Source organism: Streptomyces dangxiongensis (assembly GCF_003675325.1).
GTDB lineage: Bacteria > Actinomycetota > Actinomycetes > Streptomycetales > Streptomycetaceae > Streptomyces > Streptomyces dangxiongensis.
Map to the genome: position 1 here is coordinate 556,278 of NZ_CP033073.1, position 19,116 is coordinate 575,393.

The 19,116-nt window shown below is 76.4% G+C and carries 1 protein-coding gene; it reads right to left on the reverse strand.

The genetic code is table 11. The features are described 5' to 3' along the window. Window positions 1–9: 9 nt before the first annotated feature. Complete coding sequence (locus D9753_RS02770) at window positions 10–18,906, reverse strand: non-ribosomal peptide synthetase (protein ID WP_121785558.1); 18,897 nt, start codon at window positions 18,904–18,906, stop codon at window positions 10–12. Window positions 18,907–19,116: the final 210 nt, after the last annotated feature.

Below are 19,116 nucleotides of genomic sequence, written 5' to 3' on the forward strand. Positions count from 1 at the left end.
GTCGGTTCCTCACCGTTCGTCGTGGTCGGGGCCGCCGTACGCGGCGTCTTCGTCGTCAGGGGCGGGGTGGCCGTACCCCGCGGGCGGGCCGTCCTGGCCGTCGTGCGTGCCGTCCTCGCCGTCGTGGCCGTACGCGGCGGCTTCCAGTTCGGTCAGCACCTGGTCCTCCACGAGTTCCGCCAGGGCGGCGACGGTGCGGGAGACGAGGATGTCGCGGGGGGTGAGGGTGACGCCGAACGCGTCGTTGGCGCGGGAGGCGATGAGCAGGGCGCGCATGGAGTCACCGCCCAGCAGGTAGTAGTCGTCCTCGGCGCCCACGGTCGTCGCGAGGGTCTCCTCCCAGATGGCCGCCACGGCCTCCTCGGTGGGCGTGCGCGGTGCGACGTACCCGGCCCGTTCCTGCTCCTCGGCCGGTGCCGGGGCGGGCAGGGCGTCGCGGTCGGTCTTGCCGTTCTCGGTGAGCGGGAAGCGGTCGAGCACCACGAACGCCGTGGGGACCATGTGGCCGGGCAGGAAGCGGGCGCCCAGTGTCCGCAGCGCGGCGGTGGTGGGCGGTTCGGCGCCCGGTGCCGTGAGCAGGTGGGCGACCAGGCGCGGCAGGCCCGGTTCGTCCTCGCGTACGGTCACCACGGCGTCCAGCACGCCCGGATCCCGGACCAGGACGGCCTCGACCTCACCCGCCTCGATGCGGTGGCCGCGCAGCTTGAGCTGGTGGTCGGTGCGGCCCAGGTAGTGCAGTTCGCCGTGGGCGTCGCGGCGCACCAGGTCGCCGGTGCGGTACATGCGGGTGCCGGGCGGCCCGAACGGGTCGGCGGTGAACCGGGCGGCGGTCAGGCCGGGGCGGCCGAGGTAGCCGCGGGCCAGCGCGGGGCCGGACAGCCACAGTTCGCCGGTGACGCCGTCGGGGACCGGGCGCAGCCGGGCGTCGAGGACGTAGGCGCCGGTGGCGGGCAGCGGGCGGCCGATGGGCGGGGCGGCGCCGTCCGGTCGCAGGGGTGCGGACCAGGTGGCCACGACGGTGGCCTCGGTGGGGCCGTAGGAGTTGACCATGCGGTGGTGCGGGGCCCAGCGGCCGACGAGTTCGGCGCTGCACGCGTCGGCGCCGACGGTCAGCGTATTCAGGTCCGGGAGGGTGCCGGGGGTGTCGGGCGGCAGGGTGGCGAGCGCGGCCGGCGGCAGCAGGGTGTGCGTGATGCGTTCGGTGCGCAGCACGTCGGCGAGCTGGGCGCCGAGCAGCGGGCCGGGCGGGGGGACGACCAGGCGGGCGCCGTGCGGCAGGGACATGCACAGCTCCAGCACGGAGGCGTCGAAGCTGGGCGTGGCGAAGGCCAGTACCCGGTCGCCGGGGGCCACCTGGTAGTGGGCGGCCTCGGCGGCGGAGAACGCGGCGAGCCCGCGGTGGGTGACGACGACCCCCTTGGGGGTGCCGGTGGAGCCCGAGGTGTAGATGACGTAGGCCGGGTCGTCCAGGTCGAGCGGGCGGGTCCGGTCGGCGTCGGTGGGGCGGTGTCCGGGCGTGTCGTGCGCCGGTGCGGCGAGCAGGCCGGCGATCTCCTTGGCGTCGAGGGTGAGGGCGGGGGCCGCGTCGCGCAGCATGAGGACGATCCGCTCCTCGGGGTAGGCGGGGTCGACGGGCAGGAACGCGGCGCCCGCCTTCGCCACCGCCAGTTGGGCCAGCACCATGTCCGCCGAGCGCGGCAGCAGCAGGGCGACGAGGTCCCCGGGGCCGGCGCCGCGGGCGATGAGTGTGTGTGCCAGCCGGTTCGCCTCCGTCTCGGCCTGCGCGAACGTGAGCAGCGTGCCGGGTCCCGCGAGGGCGGGGGCGGTCGGCCACCTGTCGACGGCGGCCTCCACGAGGGCGGGCAGCGTGGCGGCGGGTACCGGCGTGCGCGCGGGCCGGGCCGGCGGACGCAGCAGCCGGTCCCGTTCGGCGGGCGGGAGCACGTCGATGTCGTCGAGGCGGGTGGTGCCGTCGGTGGCGGCCAGGGCGTGCAGGGTGTGCAGTAGCTGGCCGGCGAGGGAGTCGGCGGTGGCCGGGTCGAAGCAGCGGGGGTCGTAGCCGAGTTCGACGGCGAGCCGGTCGCCGGGCGAGACGACCACGGTGAGCGGGTAGTTGGTGGCCTCCCGGGCGTCCAGGTCCCGCAGGGTCAGGCCGTGGGCGCCGGCCGTCGCGTCGCCGACGGGGTAGTTCTCGAAGACGACGAGGCTGTCGAACAGCTCGCTGCCGGGCGGCAGTCCGGTGAGTCCGTGCAACTCGTTGAGGGGCATGTGGTCGTGGCGGCGGTCCTCGGCGCGGGCCTCCTGCACGGCGCGCAGCCAGGCGGCGCAGGGCGCGCCGCCGTCGACGGCGGTCCGGGCGGGCAGGGTGGTGATGAACAGGCCGGTGATGGTGTCGGCGCCGGGCAGGTCGGCGGGCCGGCCGGAGACGGTGGTGCCGAAGCACACCTCCCGCTCCCCGCTCCACCGCGCCAGCAGCAGCGCCCAGGCGCCCTGTACCAGGGTGTTGAGGGTGAGGCGGTGGCGGCGGGCGAACTCCTGGAGCCGGCTCGTCCCCTCGGTGCCGAGCCGCTGGGACAGCCAGGTGCCGGAGCGGGCGGTGGTGCCCGGCGCGGGCCTGCGGTCGTACGGCAGCGGGGTCGGGCCGCTCAGACCGGCGAGGACGCCGCGCCAGTGCTCCGCCGCCCGGCCGGTGTCGCGGGCGGCCAGCCAGCCGGCGTAGTCCGCGAACGGCCTGCGTTCGGGCAGCCGGGGCCGCTCGCCGCGGACCAGGGCGGCGTGCGCGGCCATGACGTCGGACAGGACGTGGAAGACGCTCCAGCCGTCCAGCAGGACGTGGTGGAAGGTCCACACCACCCGCACGGCGTCCGGGCCGAGCCGGACCAGGGCGAGCCGCAGCAGCGGGGCCCGGTCCAGGGCGAGGCCCGCGGCCCGTTCGGCGGCGAGCAGCCGTTCCAGTTCGGTGTCCTGCCGGTCCGCCGGCACACCGCTCCAGTCGTGCTCGGTGACCGGCAGGGTCACGTCGCGGTGGACGATCTGGAGGGGCACGGGTACGCCGTGCAGGGCGACGGAGGTGCGCAGCACGGGGGTGCGGTCGACGACGTGCTGCCAGGCGGCGGCCAGTTGTCCGGGGTCCCGGGCGCCGTCCGCCACGAAGGTGATCTGCTCGACGTACAGGCCGTGTCCGGCCTCGTCCAGGCCGTGCACCACCATGCCGGTCTGGGTGGGCGTGAGCGGATACACGTCCACGACGTCCGCGCCGGTGCCCACGAGCCGGTCCACGGCGGCCTGGTCGAGCGGGGCCAGCGGGAAGTCGGACGGGGTACGGCCGCCGGCGTCGGGCTCGGCGCAGTGCCGCACGATCTCCCGCAGTTCGGCGGTCAGTTCGGCCGCCAGCCGGGCGACGGTCTCCTGCCGGTGCAGCTCGCGGGAGTAGGACCAGGTGAACTCCAGCCGGCCGTCGGTCACCCGGCCCAGCACGTCGAGGAGGTGCGGGCGTTCGGCGGAGGTGTCCATGCCGCCGCCGAGCGCGCCGTGGGGTGCGTGCAGCAGGCCGCCCGGGGCGGGCGTCCAGTCCTGCTGGCCCAGGTAGTTGAAGCAGACCTGGGGCAGGCCGGGCAGGCCGGGGCCGGCCGTGGGGTGCAGGTGGCGCAGCGCGCCGTAGCCCAGTCCGCCGTGCGGGACGGCGCGCAGGTTCTCCTTGACGGCCTTGAGGACGGTGCCGGTGTCCGCGTGGCGGGGCACGTCGAGGGCGACCGGGTACATCGCGGTGAACCAGCCGGCGGTGCGGGCGAGGTCGGTGTCGTCGAACAGCTCCTCGCGGCCGTGTCCTTCGAGGGTCACCGCGACCCGGTCCCGGCCGGTCCAGCGGGCCAGGACCCGGCCCAGCGCGCACAGCAGGACGTCGTTGACGCGGGTGCGGTACGCCTCCGGTACGTCCTGGAGCAGCCGGCGGGTGTCCTCGGCACCGAGGGCGGTGGTCACGCTCTCCTCGACGGCGGCGGTGTTCGCGCCGCCGGTGTGGTCGGTGGGCAGGGCGGTACCGGCGTCCAGGTCGCGCCAGTGGGCGAGTTCGCCGTCGAAGCCGCCCGCCGCGGTGTGGGCGGCGAGCCGCCGGGCCCAGGCCGCGAACGAGGTGCTCTTGGCTCCGAGGGCGGGCCGCTCGCCGTCCCGCAGGGCGCGGTAGGCGGTGTCCAGGTCCTCCAGGACCAGCCGCCAGGACACGGCGTCCACGACGAGGTGGTGCGCGGCGAGCAGCAGCACCGGCCGGCCGCCGTCCCCGGGACGGCACAGCGCGGCCCGCAGCAGCGGCCCGGCGGCCAGGTCGAAGCCGGCGGCGAGGGCGGCGGCCACCTCGGGCACGGCCGCGCGGTGGTGCACCTCCAGGTGCGGGGCGTCGTCGCCGGGCGGGGTGCCGTACTGCCGCCACCGCCCCTCGCCGGCCGGCTCGAAGCGCATCCGGAGCGCGTCGTGGTGCTCCAGTACGGCGGCCAGCGCGGCGCGCAGCAGCGGCTCGCCGGGGTCCTCGGCCAGCTCGAAGGAGACCGTCTGGCTGAAGTGGGCGGGGTCACCGGTCAGGGTGTCGAACAGCCAGTGCTGCACGGGGGTGAGCGGGGCGTCGCCGACGACGGGTCCCTGCTCGGCGGTGACGGCGGGTCCGTGGAACTGCGTGGCCGCCGCCGCGAGTTCGGCGAGGGTCTGGTGGGTGAACAGGTGCCGGGGGGTCAGGGCGAGACCGGCGCGGCGGGCGGCCGAGACGATCTGGATGCCGAGGATGGAGTCGCCGCCGAGCGTGAAGTAGTTGTCGTCGGCGCCGACTTCGGGCACACCGAGCACCTCGCACCAGATCGCCGCGAGGGTCCGCTCCGCCTCGGTGCGCGGCGGCCGGGCGGTCCCCGCGGTGGCCGGGGCGTCCCACCGGGGTGCGGGCAGCGCCCGCCGGTCCAGCTTGCCGGTGGCGCCGAGCGGCAGCCGGTCCAGCGGCACGACGAGGGCCGGGACCAGGTGGTCGGGGAGGCTGCGGGCGAGGAAGGCGCGCAGCTCGGCGGGGTCCGGCAGGGCGGCCCCGCGGGGCACCGCGTAGCCGACCAGCCGGCGGTGGCCGGCGTGCTCGACCACCCGGGCCGCGGCGGCGGCGACGGCGGGGTGCCGGGTCAGCGCGGCCTCCAGCTCGCCGAGTTCGATGCGGAAGCCGCGCACCTTGACCTGGTCGTCGCCGCGGCCGAGGTAGCGCAGGTCGCCGTCGGACGTCCAGCGGACCAGGTCGCCGGTGCGGTACATGCGGGCGCCGGGCGGGCCGAACGGGTCGGGCAGGAAGCGCGTCGCGGTCAGGCCGGGCCGGCCCAGGTAGCCGCGGGCGACGCCGGTGCCGGCGAGGAACAGTTCGCCGGGCGCGCCGGCGGGCACCGGGCGCATGTGGGCGTCCAGGACGTAGGCGCGGGCGCCGCCCACGGGGCGGCCGATCGGCGGGTCGCGGTCGGGGTCGGCCGGGTCGCAGGTGAAGGCGGTGGCGTAGACGGTGGCCTCGGTGGGGCCGTAGATGTTCATGACCCGGCAGCCGGGGACGGCCTCGCGGACCCGGCGTACGGTGCGGGCGGGCAGCCCCTCCCCCGCGAGGACGACCGTGTCCGCGGTGACCTGTACGGCGTCCTCGGCGAGCAGCCGGTCCAGGGCGGAGGGAACCGCGCTGAGCAGTCCGGCCCGCCAGGGTCCGGGGCGTTCGGCCAGCGCCAGCAGGTCGCGGACGATCTCGACGCAGCCGCCGGACAGCAGCGGGGAGAAGATCTCGAAGACCGACACGTCGAAGTTGAGCGAGGTGGACGCCACCACGTGGGCCAGTCCGCGGTCGGTGAACTCGGCCGCGGCCCAGTCGGTCAGGGCCAGCACCGACGCGTGGGTGACGACGACGCCCTTGGGGCGGCCGGTCGAGCCGGAGGTGTGGATGACGTAGGCCGGGTGGCCGGGCAGCAGGGGGCCGTGCCGCTCGCCGTCGCCGACGGGCGGGTCGGGGACGGCGGCGCCCGGGACCTGCTTCTGGTCCCGGTCCCGGTCCCGGTCCAGCAGGATGCGGGTGAACGGGCCCTCGGGCAGCCGGCCGGCGGTCTCCGCGCTGGTGATCACCGCGTCGGGCCGTACGTCCTCGAAGAGGAACGCGACGCGCTCGGCGGGGTACTGCGGGTCGACCGGCAGATAGGCGGCGCCGCTCTTGAGCACGGCCAGGAGCGCCACGACCAGGTCCTCGGTGCGCGGCAGGCAGAGGGCGACGAAGCGTTCGGGGCCCGCGCCGGCGGCGATGAGCCGCCGGGCCAGCCCGCTGGAACGGGCGTCGAGTTCGCGGTAGGTCAGGCACGCGTCGCCGTGGCGGACGGCCGGGGCGTGCGGGGTGCGCTCGGCCTGCCGCCGGAACGCCTCGGGCAGGGTGTCCCGCGGTGCCTGACGCACCGGTCCGCCGAAGCGGCCGACGAGGTCCCGGCCGCCGGCCGGTTCCAGGAGGGGCAGGTCGGCGAGGCGGCGGTCGGGGTCGGTGGCCATTCCGGTCAGCAGGGTGCGCAGGCTCTCACCGAGCGCCTCGACCGTCGCGGGCTCGAAGGCGTCCGGGTCGTAGTCGAGGTTCACGGCCAGGCTGTCGCCGGGCGCGATGACCACGCTGAGCGGGTAGTTCGTCGGCTCCAGGTCCCGTTCCTGCTCCATGGCCAGGCCGTGCCGGGCGAGCGAGCCCTCGTCGAACGGGTAGTTCTCGAACACCACGATGGAGTCGAACAGGCTGGTGCCGCCGGGCACCTCGCTCCAGGACTGCACCTGGGCCAGCGAGACGAAGTCGTGGCGCCGGGCCTCCGACTGGGCGGCCTGCAGCTCGCTCAGCCACTCGGGCAGCAGGCGCCGTCCGTCCACGCGGGCCCGGGTGGGCAGGGTGTTGATGAACAGACCGACCATCGAGGTGACGCCCGGCAGGCCGGCGGGCCGGCCGGAGACGGTGGTGCCGAACACCACGTCGTCACCGCCGCCGTAGCGGGCGAGCAGCAGCGCCCAGGCGCCCTGGACGACGGTGTTGAGGGTCAGCCCCGCGCGCTGGGCGGTCTCCCGCAGCCGCGCCGAGACGTCCCGGCCCAGACTCACCCGCACGGTCCCGGAGGAGGCGTCGCGGTGGGCCTGGGCGGGCCGGCGGTCGCGGGGCAGCTCGGTGGGGGCCTGGAAACCGGCGAGGGTCTCGCGCCAGTACCGTTCGGCCCGGCCGGTGTCCTGCCCGGCCAGCCACCGCAGATAGTCGGCGAAGGGCCTGCGCTCGGGCAGCTCCGGGCGGCGCCCGGAGGTCAGGGCCGCGTACCGCTCGCAGACCTCGTCGAAGACCTGGGCCGCGCTCCAGCCGTCGAGCAGGACGTGGTGGAAGGTCCACACCAGGCGGACCCGGTCCGGTGCCAGCCGGATCAGCATCAGCCGCATCAGGGGTGCCGTGCCCAGGTCGATGCCCGCCTGCCGGTCCTCGGCCAGCAGCCGGTCCAGGTCGCGCGCGCCCTGGTCGGCGGGCCGTCCGGACCAGTCGTGGTGGGTGACGGGCACGGTGGCCCGGTGCCGGACGACCTGGAGCGGCTCGGGTGTCTCCTGCCAGACGAGGCCGGTGCGCAGGACCGGGTTGGCGTCCGCGGTGTGCTGCCAGGCCGTGGCGAGGGCCTGCGGGTCGGTGACGCCGGACAGCACGAGCTGCACCTGGTTGACGTAGGTGCGGCCGTCGGGGTCCAGCAGGCTGTGGAAGAGCATGCCCGCCTGCATCGGCGTCAGCGGGTACACGTCCGCGACCTCGCGTCCGTCGCCGGCGATCCGGTCCACGGCCGCCTGGTCCAGCCGGGCCAGCGGGAAGTCCGAGGGGGTACGGCCGCCCGCGCCGGGGCGGGCGCAGTGCGCGACGAGGTCCTCCAGCGCCCGCAGCATGCCCTCGGCGAGCGCGGTGACGGTGTCCTCGCGGTGCCGTCCGGGGCTGTAGTGCCAGGTGATCTCCAGCTCGTCGTCCTCGACGCGGGCGATCACGTCCAGCAGGTGCGGCCGTTCGGTGCCGGGCGCCTCCGCGCCGCCGAGTCCGCCGGGCACCGCGCCGATCAGGGTGCCGCCGCCGGCGGACCAGTCGAAGCGGCCGAGGTAGTTGAAGCTGATGCCGGGCATCGGGGTGCCGGCGAGAGCGGCGTCGCCGGCGAGGTGGCGCAGGACGCCGTAGCCGAGGCCCCGGTCGGGTACGGCCCGGAGCTGCTCCTTGACCGACTTCAGGGCGGCTCCCCAGTCGCCCTCCGGGACGGTGAGGGCGACCGGGTACAGGGAGGTGAACCAGCCGACCGTGCGGGACAGGTCGACGTCCTCGAAAAGCTGGTCCTCACGGCCGTGGCCCTCCAGGCCGACGGCGACGGTGGCGCGTCCGGCCCAGTCGGCGAGGACCCGGCCCAGCGCGGTGAGCAGGACGTCGTCGATGCGGGTGCGGTAGGCGCCGGGGACGCGGCGCAGCAGGTCGTCGGTGCGCCCGCGGTCCAGGCGCACGCTGACCTCGCGGACACCGGCCATGGTGGCGTCGCCGTCACCGTCGACGGGCAGCGGGGTGGCGCAGTGGCGGGCGGTCTCCTCCCAGTGGTCGCGCCGGGCGGCGAAGGCGGTCCCGGCGCGCTCGCGCAGCCGGTGCGCCCACTCGCGCACGGAGGTGGTGCGGGCGGGCAGCCGTACGGGTTCGCCCGCCGCGGCCTGCCGGTAGGCGGTCTCCAGATCCTCCAGCAGGATCCGCCAGGAGACGCCGTCGACGACCAGGTGGTGGACGACGAGCAGCAGCCGGGCGGGCCGGGTGCCGTCGGCGGTGAACAGGCGGGCGGCGCACAGGGGTCCGGTGTCGAGGCTCAGGCCGGCGTGGGCCGCCGCCGTGACCCGTTCCTCGGCCTCCGGGGCGTGGACCCGCAGCAGTTCGGGCACCGGGCCGTCGGCGGCGGGTATGTGCTGGCGCCAGGTGCCGTCGCCGTCGAGCTGGAACCGGGCGCGCAGGGCGTCGTGGTGGGTCCACAGGGCGGTGAGGGCGCGGCGCAGGGCGTCCTCGTCGACCGGGCCGGCGGCCTGGATGACGACGGACTGGTTGAAGAACCCGGCGTGGGCCGGCCGCGGGTCGAGGAACCAGTGCTGGATCGGGGTGAGGTCGGCCTCGCCGCTGACCGGGCCGGTGCCGGCGACGGCGGGCGCGGCGGCCCCGGTCGCGGCCAGCCCGGCCACCGTGGGGCGCCGGAACAGGTCGCGCGGGGTGAGGGTGAGGCCCGCGGCGCGGGCGCGGGAGACGACCTGGATGCTGAGGATGGAGTCGCCGCCCAGCATGAAGAAGTTGTCGTCCACACCGACGCGTTCGACGCCGAGCAGGTCGGCCCAGATCCCGGCGAGAAGCCGCTCGGCCTCGGTGCGCGGGGCCCGGTAGGCGTCCTCGGCGCCCGCCGACCAGTCGGGGGCGGGCAGCCGTCGCCGGTCGACCTTGCCGTTGGCGGTCAGCGGCAGCGCGGACACGGTGACGAACGCGGCGGGCAGCATGTAGTCGGGCAGCCCGGCCGCCAGGTGGTCGCGCAGGGCGGCGGCGGAGGGCACCGCCGCGCCCTCGGCCGGCACGAGGTGGGCGGCGAGCCGCTTGCGGCCCGCGTCCTCGTACAGGGAGACGACGGCCTCGGCGACGGCGGGGTGGGCGGTCAGCCGGGCCTCGATCTCGGCGGGTTCGACGCGGAATCCGCGGATCTTGATCTGGTCGTCGGCGCGGCCGACGAAGTGCAGTTCGCCGTCGGCGCTCCAGCGCACGATGTCGCCCGTGCGGTACATCCGCGCGCCGGCCGGTCCGAAGGGGTCGGCGAGGTAGCGGGCGGCGGTCGCGCCGGGCCGGCCGGCGTAGCCGCGGGCGAGTCCGGCGCCGGCGATGTACAGCTCGCCGGGGACGCCCGGCGGCTGGGGCTGGAGGGCGCCGTCCAGGACGTACACGCGGGTGTTGTCCAGTGGGCGTCCGATGGGCAGCACGGCGGGCAGCGGGTCACCGGCGCGGAAGACGCGACGGGTGGCGAACGTGGTGGTCTCGGTGGGGCCGTAGCCGTCCACGACGGTCAGGCCGGGGCAGGCGTCGAGCACCCGGCGCACGACCGCGCCCGGCACGGCCTCGCCGCCCGTCCACACCTCCCGGGCACCGCGCAGGCAGCCCGGATCCTCCTGGGCGAGGAGGCGGAACAGCCCGGCGGTGAGCCACAGGCAGCCGACGCCCTGCTCGGTGACGGCACGGCGGACCGCGGCGGCGTCCAGGTCGGCCGGCGGAGCGAGGACGGCCGTGCCGCCGCGCAGCAGCGGCACCCACACCTCGTAGGTGGCGGCGTCGAAGGCGTGCGGGGAGTGCACGAGGACCCGGTCGTGCCCGGCGAACGCCCGGTCCAGGGCGAGGGCGACGACGTCCCGCTGGCGCACCGCGACCCCCTTGGGGACGCCGGTGGAGCCCGAGGTGAACATCAGGTACTGGACGTTGTCGGGGTGGACGGCGTGGGCGGGCGCGGGGTGGTCCGCCCCGGCCGGGCCGTCGACCCGCAGGACGCGGTCGCCCGGCAGCAGGTCCCGGGCGGTCCCCTCCCACGCGGCGTCGGTGAGCAGCAGGTCCGCTCCGGCCTCGGCCAGCATCCGGCGCAGCCGCTCGCGGGGTGCCCGGCCGTCCAGCGGGACGTACACCCCGCCGGTGCGGACGAGGGCGAGCTGGGCGACGACCAGCTCCACGGAGCGGTCCACGAGCACGCCGACCGGGCGTTCCGGCCGTACGCCGAGCGCGGCCAGCCGGGCCGCCCAGCGCGCCGACCGCGCGTCGAGTTCGCGGTAGGTGACGCGTTCGGCTCCGGCCTCCAGGGCGATCGCGTCGGGGGTGCGGCGCGCCTGTGCGGCGAAGAGGCCGGCGACGGTGGTGTCGGGCAGGTCGGTGGCGGTGTCGTTCCAGGTGTGCAGCACCTGTGTGCGGCGGTCCGGGCCGAGCAGCGGCAGCCGGGCCGGCGGGCGCGGGGACGCGCCGGGCATGCCCGTGAGCAGCACGGTCAGGTACTCGGCCAGCCGCTCGGCGGTGCCGGGGTCGAACAGCTCCGGGTCGTAGCCGAGGCGCAGGGTCAGCTCCGGGCCCGGGTAGGCGGTCAGGCTCAGCGGGTAGTTGGTGGTCTCGATGCCCTCCAGGCCGCTCAGGCGCAGTCCGTGGGCGGCGGCGAGACCGTCGTCCACCGGGTAGTTCTCGAAGACGACGATGCTGTCGAACAGGCCGACCCGCTCCGGGAGTTGGGTGAAGGTCCTGATCCGGGTGAGCGGGACGTGGTCGAAGCGCCGGTCCTCGCTCTGGTCGCGCTGGAGTGCGCGCAGCCAGTCCACGAGGGTGCCGTGGGCCGGGACGGTGACCCGGGTGGGCAGGGTGGTGATGAACAGGCCGGTCATGGCGTCGGAGCCGGGCAGCTCGGGCGGCCGGCCGGACACGGTGGTGCCGAACACCACCTCGTCGCGGCCCGCCTGGCGGCCCAGCAGCAGCGCCCAGGCGCCCTGTACGAGGGTGTTGAGGGTCAGGCCCGAGGTCCGTGCCAGCTCCTCCAGTGCCCGGGTCGCGGCGGCGGGCACCGTGGCCCGGACCTCGTGCGTGGACTCGGCGCGGTGGCTCTCGCGCGGCTCGCGGTCGTACGGCAGCGGGGTGGCCTCGGTCAGGCCGGACAGCCGGTGCCGCCAGTGCCGTTCGGCCTCGCCCGTGTCGCGTCCGCGCAGCCAGGCCAGGTAGTCCCGGTACGGCGGGCGGTCCCGGCCGGTCACCGGGTCGGTCCCGGCGTGCCGGGCGAAGACGTCCGTGAGGACCTGGAACAGGCTCCAGCCGTCGAGGAGCAGGTGGTGGAAGGACCACACCACGCGTACGGCGGTGTCGGACACCCGGGCGAGGAACAGGCGCTGGAGCGGGGCCCGGGTCAGGTCGATGCCGTCCGCGCGGTCGCGGGCCAGCACGTCGTCCAGCCGTGCGCGGCGCTCGTCCTCGGTCAGGTCGCGCCAGTCCAGGTGGGTGACCGGCAGGGCGGCGTGGCGCTGCACCACCAGCAGCGGCTCGGGTATGTCCTGCCAGACGACCCGGCCGCGCAGCACCTCGGTGCGGTCGGTCACGTGCTGCCAGGCGGCGGCGAGGGCCGCCGGGTCGGGGACGCCGTCCAGGACGAAGGTCAGCTGCTGGAAGTAGACGCCGCGGTCGTCCTGGGAGAGCCCGTGGAAGAGCATGCCCGCCTGGGTCGGCGTGAGGGGCAGGACGTCCGCCACGGCGGCCGGGTCCGTGCCGGTGACGCGGTCGACGGCGGCCTGGTCGAGCCGGACCAGCGGGAAGTCGGACGGGGTGCGTCCGGCGGTGCCCGGCGACGCGGCGTACCGGGCGAGGTCCGTCAGCGCGTCCGTGAAGCGTTCCGCCAGGGCCGTGACCGTGTCCTGCCGGTGCAGCCGGTCGGAGTAGAACCAGGTGAATTCCAGCCGGTCGCCGTCGAGCAGGCCGACGACCTCCAGGGCGTGCGGGCGCTCGGCGGCCGGGTCGGCGTCCAGCTCCAGCGGCCGGACGGTGCCCCGGTACAGGCCGTCCCCGCCGTCCGGCAGCCCCATCCGGCCCAGGTAGTTGAAGCTGATCTGCGCGTGCGGGGTGCCGGGCGCGGAGCCGGGAGCGGCCAGGTGGCGCAGCGCGTCGTGGCCGAGGCCGTGCCGGGGTACGGCACGGAGCTGCTCCTTGACCCGCTTCAGCACGGTGTCCCAGCCGGCGTCCTCGCGGACGGCCAGGGCGACGGGGTACCGGGTGGTGAACCAGCCGACCGTGCGGCTGAGGTCCAGGGCGGGGAAGAGTTCCTCGCGGCCGTGGCCCTCGACGTCGACCACCACCCGCTCCCGTCCGGTCCCGGCGCACAGGGCGCGGCCGAGGGCGCTGAGCAGTACGTCGTTGACCCGGGTGCGGTAGGTCTCGGGCAGGGTGCGCAGCAGGACCGCGGTGTCCTCGGGGCTCAGGCGGACGGTGACCGCGCGCTGGGAGGCGTACGTGTTGACGCCGGCCGCCTGCTCGGGCACGGCGGGAGCGGTGTCCGGGACGGCCCGGGCCCAGTACTCCCGCTCGTCGTCGAAGCCGCCGTCCGCCGCGTGCGCGTGCAGCCGGCGCGCCCACTGCCGTACCGGGGTGGACTTCGCGGGCAGGGCCGCCGCGCCGTCCTCGCCCGCGCGGCGGGCCCGGTAGGCGCGGTCCAGGTCGTCCAGCAGGATCCGCCAGGACACACCGTCGACCACCAGGTGGTGCACGGCGAGGTGCAGGACCCGCGGCAGCCCGGGGCCGCGGTCGTGCAGCACGGCCCGCAGCAGCGGCTCCCCGGCGAGGTCGAAGGGCCCGAAGTGGGGGGTGTCCGCGTCCGGGCCGGTGTGCCGGGCCAGGACGATCCGGGGTGCCCGGTCCGCGACGGACCAGCTCACCCGCGGATCGCCGTCGCCGGCGGTGAAGCGGGAGCGCAGGGCGTCGTGGTGGGCGGCCAGGTCGTTCAGCGCGTCCTCCAGTGCCGCCGCGTCCAGGTCGTCGGGCACCTGGACGGACAGCGCCTGCGCGAAGTGACCGGCCCGTTCGGCGGCCGTGCCGAACAGCCAGTGCTGGATCGGTGTCAGGGGGGCCGCTCCGGTGGCGGCCTCCGGTGCCGGGGCCGACGCGCCCGGGCTTTGGGCGGCGTCCGCGCAGCGGGCGAGGGCGGCGACCGTCTGGTGCTGGTAGAGGTCCCGGGAGGTCAGCATCAGGCCCTCCTGCCGGGCCCGGGCCACCACCTGGATGCTGAGGATGGAGTCGCCGCCGAGTTCGAAGAAGTTGTCGTCGACGCCGATCCGGTCCACGTGCAGCACGTCCGCCCAGATCGCGGCGAGGGCGTGTTCGGTGGGGGTGCGGGGGGCGACGTGCCGTACGGTCCGCACGGCGGGGCCCGGGTCGGGGAGGCGTCCGCGGTCGATCTTGCCGTTCGGGTTGAGCGGCAGGCCGTCCAGCACGACGACGGTGGCCGGGACCATGTAGTCGGGCAGCGTACGGCCGAGTTCGCGGCGTACGCCCTCGGGGTCGACCCGCGCTCCGGGGGCCGGGACGACGTAGCCGACGAGGCGCCGGTGGCCGTCGGTGGCGGCCGCGGTGGCCGCCGCCTCGGCCACGCCGGCGCAGCGGCGCAGCGCCTCCTCCACCTCGCCCAGTTCGATCCGGAAGCCGCGCACCTTGACCTGCTGGTCGATCCGGCCGAGGTACTCCAGCCGGCCGTCGGCCCGCCGGCGCACCAGATCGCCGGTGCGGTACATGCGCTCGCCCGGCGCGCCGAACGGATCGGCGACGAAGCGGGCGGCGGACAGTCCCGGACGGTTCAGGTAGCCGCGCGCCAGGCCGCCGCCCCCGAGGTACAGCTCGCCCGTGACACCGGGCGGCTGGGGCCGCAGGGCGTCGTCCAGGACGTAGGCCCGGGTGACGGCCACGGGCTCGCCGATGGGCGGGGCCTGCTCCGGCAGCCGGCCGTCGGCGAACCAGGCGGTGGCGTACACGGTGGCCTCGGTGGGGCCGTAGATGTTGGCGATCCGGGCCGCGGGCATGGCGGCGCGCACGTCGTGCACCGTCTGCGCGGGCAGGGCCTCACCGGCCAGGACGACGGTGTCCGCCGTCACGGGCGCCGAGCCGCCCGCGACCAGGCGGGAGACGACGGAGGGTACGCCGCTGAGCAGCCCCGCGCTGCGCGGGGCCGGCGCGTCGGCGAGGGCCGGCAGGTCGGCGACCACCTCCACGGAGCCGCCGGCCAGCAGCGGGCACAGCAGCTCGAAGACCGAGACGTCGAAGTTGAGGGAGGTGGAGGCGATCACATGGGCGAGCCCGTCCGGTCCGAACCGCTCCCCCGCCCAGGCGGCCAGCGCGGCGACGCTGCGGTGGGTGACGACGACCCCCTTGGGGCGGCCGGTGGAGCCCGACGTGTAGATGACATAGGCGGGATGGTCCGGCAGCAGCGGCCTGATCCGGTCGGCGTCGGCCAGGTCGGCGTCGGCCACGTCCGGGCCGGGCAGGTCCGGGCCCGCGCAGTCCTCCAGGAGCAGCGGGACGCAGTCCTCGGGCAGGGCGGACGCGGTGTCCCGGGTGGCCAGGACGAGGGCGGGCCGGGCGTCGTCGAGCATGAAGCGGATCCGCTCGGCGGGATAGGCGGGGTCCAGGGGCAGGTAACCCGCGCCCGACTTCAGCACCGCCCACAGCACGGGCACCAGGTCGGTGGAGCGCGGCAGACACAGCGCGACCAGGGTCTCCGGACCGGCGCCGCGCGCGACGAGCAGCCGTGCCAGCCGGTTGGCGCGCCGGTCGGTCTCGGCGTAGTCGAGCCGGTCGGGGCCGCAGACGACGGCGGTCCGGCCGGGGGTGCGGTCCACCTGGGCGCGGAACAGCCCGGGCAGCGTGACGTCCCCGGTGTCCCGGCTCCGGCGGGCGGGCGGGTTCCACGCCTCCACCAGAGCGTGCTGCTCGGCGGCCGACAGCATCGGCAGCTCGGCCAGCGTGCGGCCGGGGCCGTCCGCCATGCCCTCCAGCAGGCGGTGCAGATGACCGGTCAGGCGGCCCACGGTCGCGGCCTCGAACAGGTCCGTGTTGTACTCCACGGTCAGCGCGCAGCCGCCGTCGGTGTCCGGGGTGAACTCCAGGACCAGGTCGAAGCGGGCGGCCGGGCGGGGCAGCGGATGCTCCTCCAGGCGCAGGCCGGCCGCGAGGGGCGGCACGCCGAGCGGGGTCTGCTGGACGACGAGCGCCTGCACCAGCGGGGTGCGGCTGGGGTCCCGGGTGGGCGCCAGCTCCTCCACCACCCGGTCGAACGGCACGCCGTCGTGGGCGAAGGCGTCCAGGACCGTGGTCCGCATGCTCTCCACGAACGTGTCGACGGTCGCCAGCTCGTCCACGTCCGTGCGCAGCACCACCGTGTTGGCGAAGAAGCCCGGCACCTCCTCCAGCTCCCGGCGGCCCCGGCCGTTGGTGACGGTGCCGAACGCCACGTCCCGCTGCCCGGAGTGACGGGCGAACAGCAGGGCCGCGGCCCCCGCGAACAGGGTGAACACCGTCGTGCCGCGGCCCGTGGCCAGGTGCCGCAGACGGGCCGTCAGCTCCGCGGGGAGGCGGTGGTGGTGCGCCGCTCCGGCGGTGGTGCGCACCGCGGGACGCGGCCGGTCGGTGGGCAGCTCCAGGTGCTGGATGTCGGAGAGGTGCCGTCTCCAGTAGGCCAGGTCGGCGGTGTCCATGCTCCCGGCGTTCCCGGCCTCCCCGGCCCGCTGCCGCTGCTCCCACACGGCGAAGTCCGGGTACTGCACGGCGGGCCGGGGCAGCCCGTCGGGCTCGCCGGTGGCCTCGGCGCGGTACAGGGCGGCGAGCTCCCGGGTGAGGACGCCCACCGACCAGCCGTCGGTGACGATGTGGTGCTGGGCCAGCAGAAGCAGGTGGTCGTCCTCGGCGAGCCGGACCAGCAGCGCGCGGGTCAGCGGGCCGGCCGCCAGGTCGAAGGGGCGGCACAGCTCCCCGGTCAGCAGTTCCTCGGCCGCCTCGGCCCGGCGCGCTCCGGGTACGTCGGTGAGGTCGGCCGTGCGCAGGGGCAGGGCGGGGTCGGCGGCGACGCGCTGGGCGCCCTGTCCGTCGACGGTGGTGAACGTGGTGCGCAGCGAGGCGTGCCGGGCGGCGAGGCGGTGCAGGGACCGGCGCAGTGCGTCCGCGTCCAGCGCGCCGCGCAGCCGCAGGGACACGCCGGTGTTGTACTCGGTGCCGCCGTCGGTCAGGTCGTCCAGGAACCACAGCCGGCGCTGCGCGCTGGACAGCGGCAGGACGCCCTCGCCGGGGGCCGGCGGGATCGGCTCCGGCGGGGCGGCGGCGGACGGGTCGCCGAGCAGGGGTGCCAGGGCGGCGACCGTACGGGCGGTGAAGACGTCCCGTACGGTCAGGCGCACTCCCAGCTCGTCGCGGATGCGGGACAGGGCGCGCGCGGCGAGGACGGAGTCGCCGCCCAGGTCCAGGAAGTCGTCCGTCACGCCGATCTCGTCGACGCCCAGGACGTCTGCCCAGATGGCGGCGAGGGAGTACTCACGGGGCGAACGGGGCGGTACGCGGCCCGCGGTGGAGACGCGCTCCGGAGCGGGCAGGGCCCGTCGGTCGATCTTGTGCTGCGGGGTGAGCGGCATCCGTTCCAGCACCACGACGGCGGCCGGCACCATGTGCCCGGGCAACACACCGGCGAGCGCGGCCCGCAACGCGGCCGGGTCGAGGGCTCGGGCGGGCCCGGGGAGCCCGCTCCCAGAAGCCTCCCCGACGACACCGGCGGAGGCAGCCGCCGCGTCCCCCGTCCCGGAAGCCGCAACACCGCCGGCCCCGGCAGCAGCCGCTTCCTCGATCCCGGAAGCCACCGCACCCCCGGAGGGAACCGCAGCACCGTCGGTCCCAGCCGTCCCCCGCCGGTCGGCCGGGGTGACGTAGGCGATCAGGCGGCGGTGGCCCGGTTCGTCCTCGCGGACCACGACCACGGCCTCGCCGACGGCGCCCCCGGCCAGCCGGCGCAGGGCCGCCTCGATCTCGCCCGGTTCGATCCGGAAGCCGCGGATCTTCACCTGCCGGTCCAGCCGGCCCAGGTACTCCAGCTCCCCGTCGGCGGTCCGGCGCACCCGGTCGCCGGTGCGGTACAGGCGGGCCCCGGGCGGGCCGAAGGGGTCGGCGAGGAAGCGGGCGGCGGTCAGGCCCGGCCGGCCCAGGTATCCGCGGGCGACCGCGTCGCCGCCCACGAACAACTCGCCGTCCGCGCCGGGCGCCACGGGCCGCATCGAGGTGTCGAGGACGTACACCCGGGTGTGCGGCAGCGCGTCGCCGATCGTCGGGGTCCCCCGGCCGGCGGTGAGCGGCCCGGTCCAGGTGGCGACGATGGTGGCCTCGGTCGGGCCATAGGAGTTGATCATGCGGCGGCCGGGCGCCCAACGGTCGACGAGCCCGGCCGGGCAGGCCTCGGCACCCACGATCAGGGTGCGCAGCGATCTCGCGGTGCCCTCTCCCGGGTCGGGAAGGGTGGCCAGCGCGGCCGGCGGGATGAGGGCGTGGGTGATGCGGTGCTCGTCCAGGACGGCGGCGAGTTCGTCGCCGAGCCAGGGCCCGTGCGGCGGTACGACGAGCGTGGCACCGGACAGGACGGACGCGCACAGCTCCAGGACCGAGGCGTCGAAGCTGGGTGAGGAGAACTGGAGCACGCGGTCGCCGGGACCGACGGCGTACTGCTCGGCGGCGGCGGCCGTGAACCCGCCGATGCCGCGGTGGGTGACCGTCACACCCTTGGGGGTGCCGGTGGATCCGGAGGTGTAGATGACGTAGGCGGCGTGATCGGCGCCGACCCTGGCGGCGTCTGCCCCGTCCGCGTGCCCCGTGCCCTCCGCGTGCCCCGTGCCGTGCGCGGTGTCTGCGCCGTCCGCGGAGTCCAGCAGCTCGGCGGCCCGTCGCGGGTCGTCGAGGACGACCGCGGGCGCCGCGTCGGTGAGCATCAGCGCCCGGCGGTCCGCGGGGTAGGCCGGGTCCACGGGCAGGAAGGCCGCGCCGGCCCGGGCGACGGCCAGCTCGGCCGCTATCAGCTCCATGGAGCGCGGCAGCACGAGCGCCACCACCCGGTCGGGTCCCGCGCCTCGCCGCGTCAGGTACCCGGCCAGCCGGTCGGCACGGTCGGCCAGTTCGCGGTAGGTCCAGGTCCGCCGGCCGTCGGTGAGGGCCGGTGCGTCCGGGGTGCGGGTCACCCACGCGGCGAACAGCTCGCCGAGCGTCGGGTACGCCGTGGCCGCGGCGCTCTCCGGCGGCCCGGCGGTGTCGCCGGCCCGCGGCAGGGAGGACGCCGGCGCGGGCTTGTCGTGCAGGTCCGTCATGGGTGAAGTCCTTAGGAGGGCGGGACGGTACGGCGCGGGCGGAGGCGGACGCGGGCAGCGCCGCGCCCCACCGTGGGGCGGGTGCGGTGGCTCACGGCGGCACGGCGGGCGTGCGCGACGGTGCGGAACCGCGGGCCGGGGCGGTGATCCGGCATCCGTGTGTGCGGTGCGGCGGGTGTGCGGCGACGGAGCGTGCCGGCCGCCGGGGGT

Bases quoted from the DNA above. Each gene is read 5' to 3' on its own strand.
- D9753_RS02770 (WP_121785558.1), bottom strand. From the start codon at position 18,906: ATGACGGACCTGCACGACAAGCCCGCGCCGGCGTCCTCCCTGCCGCGG.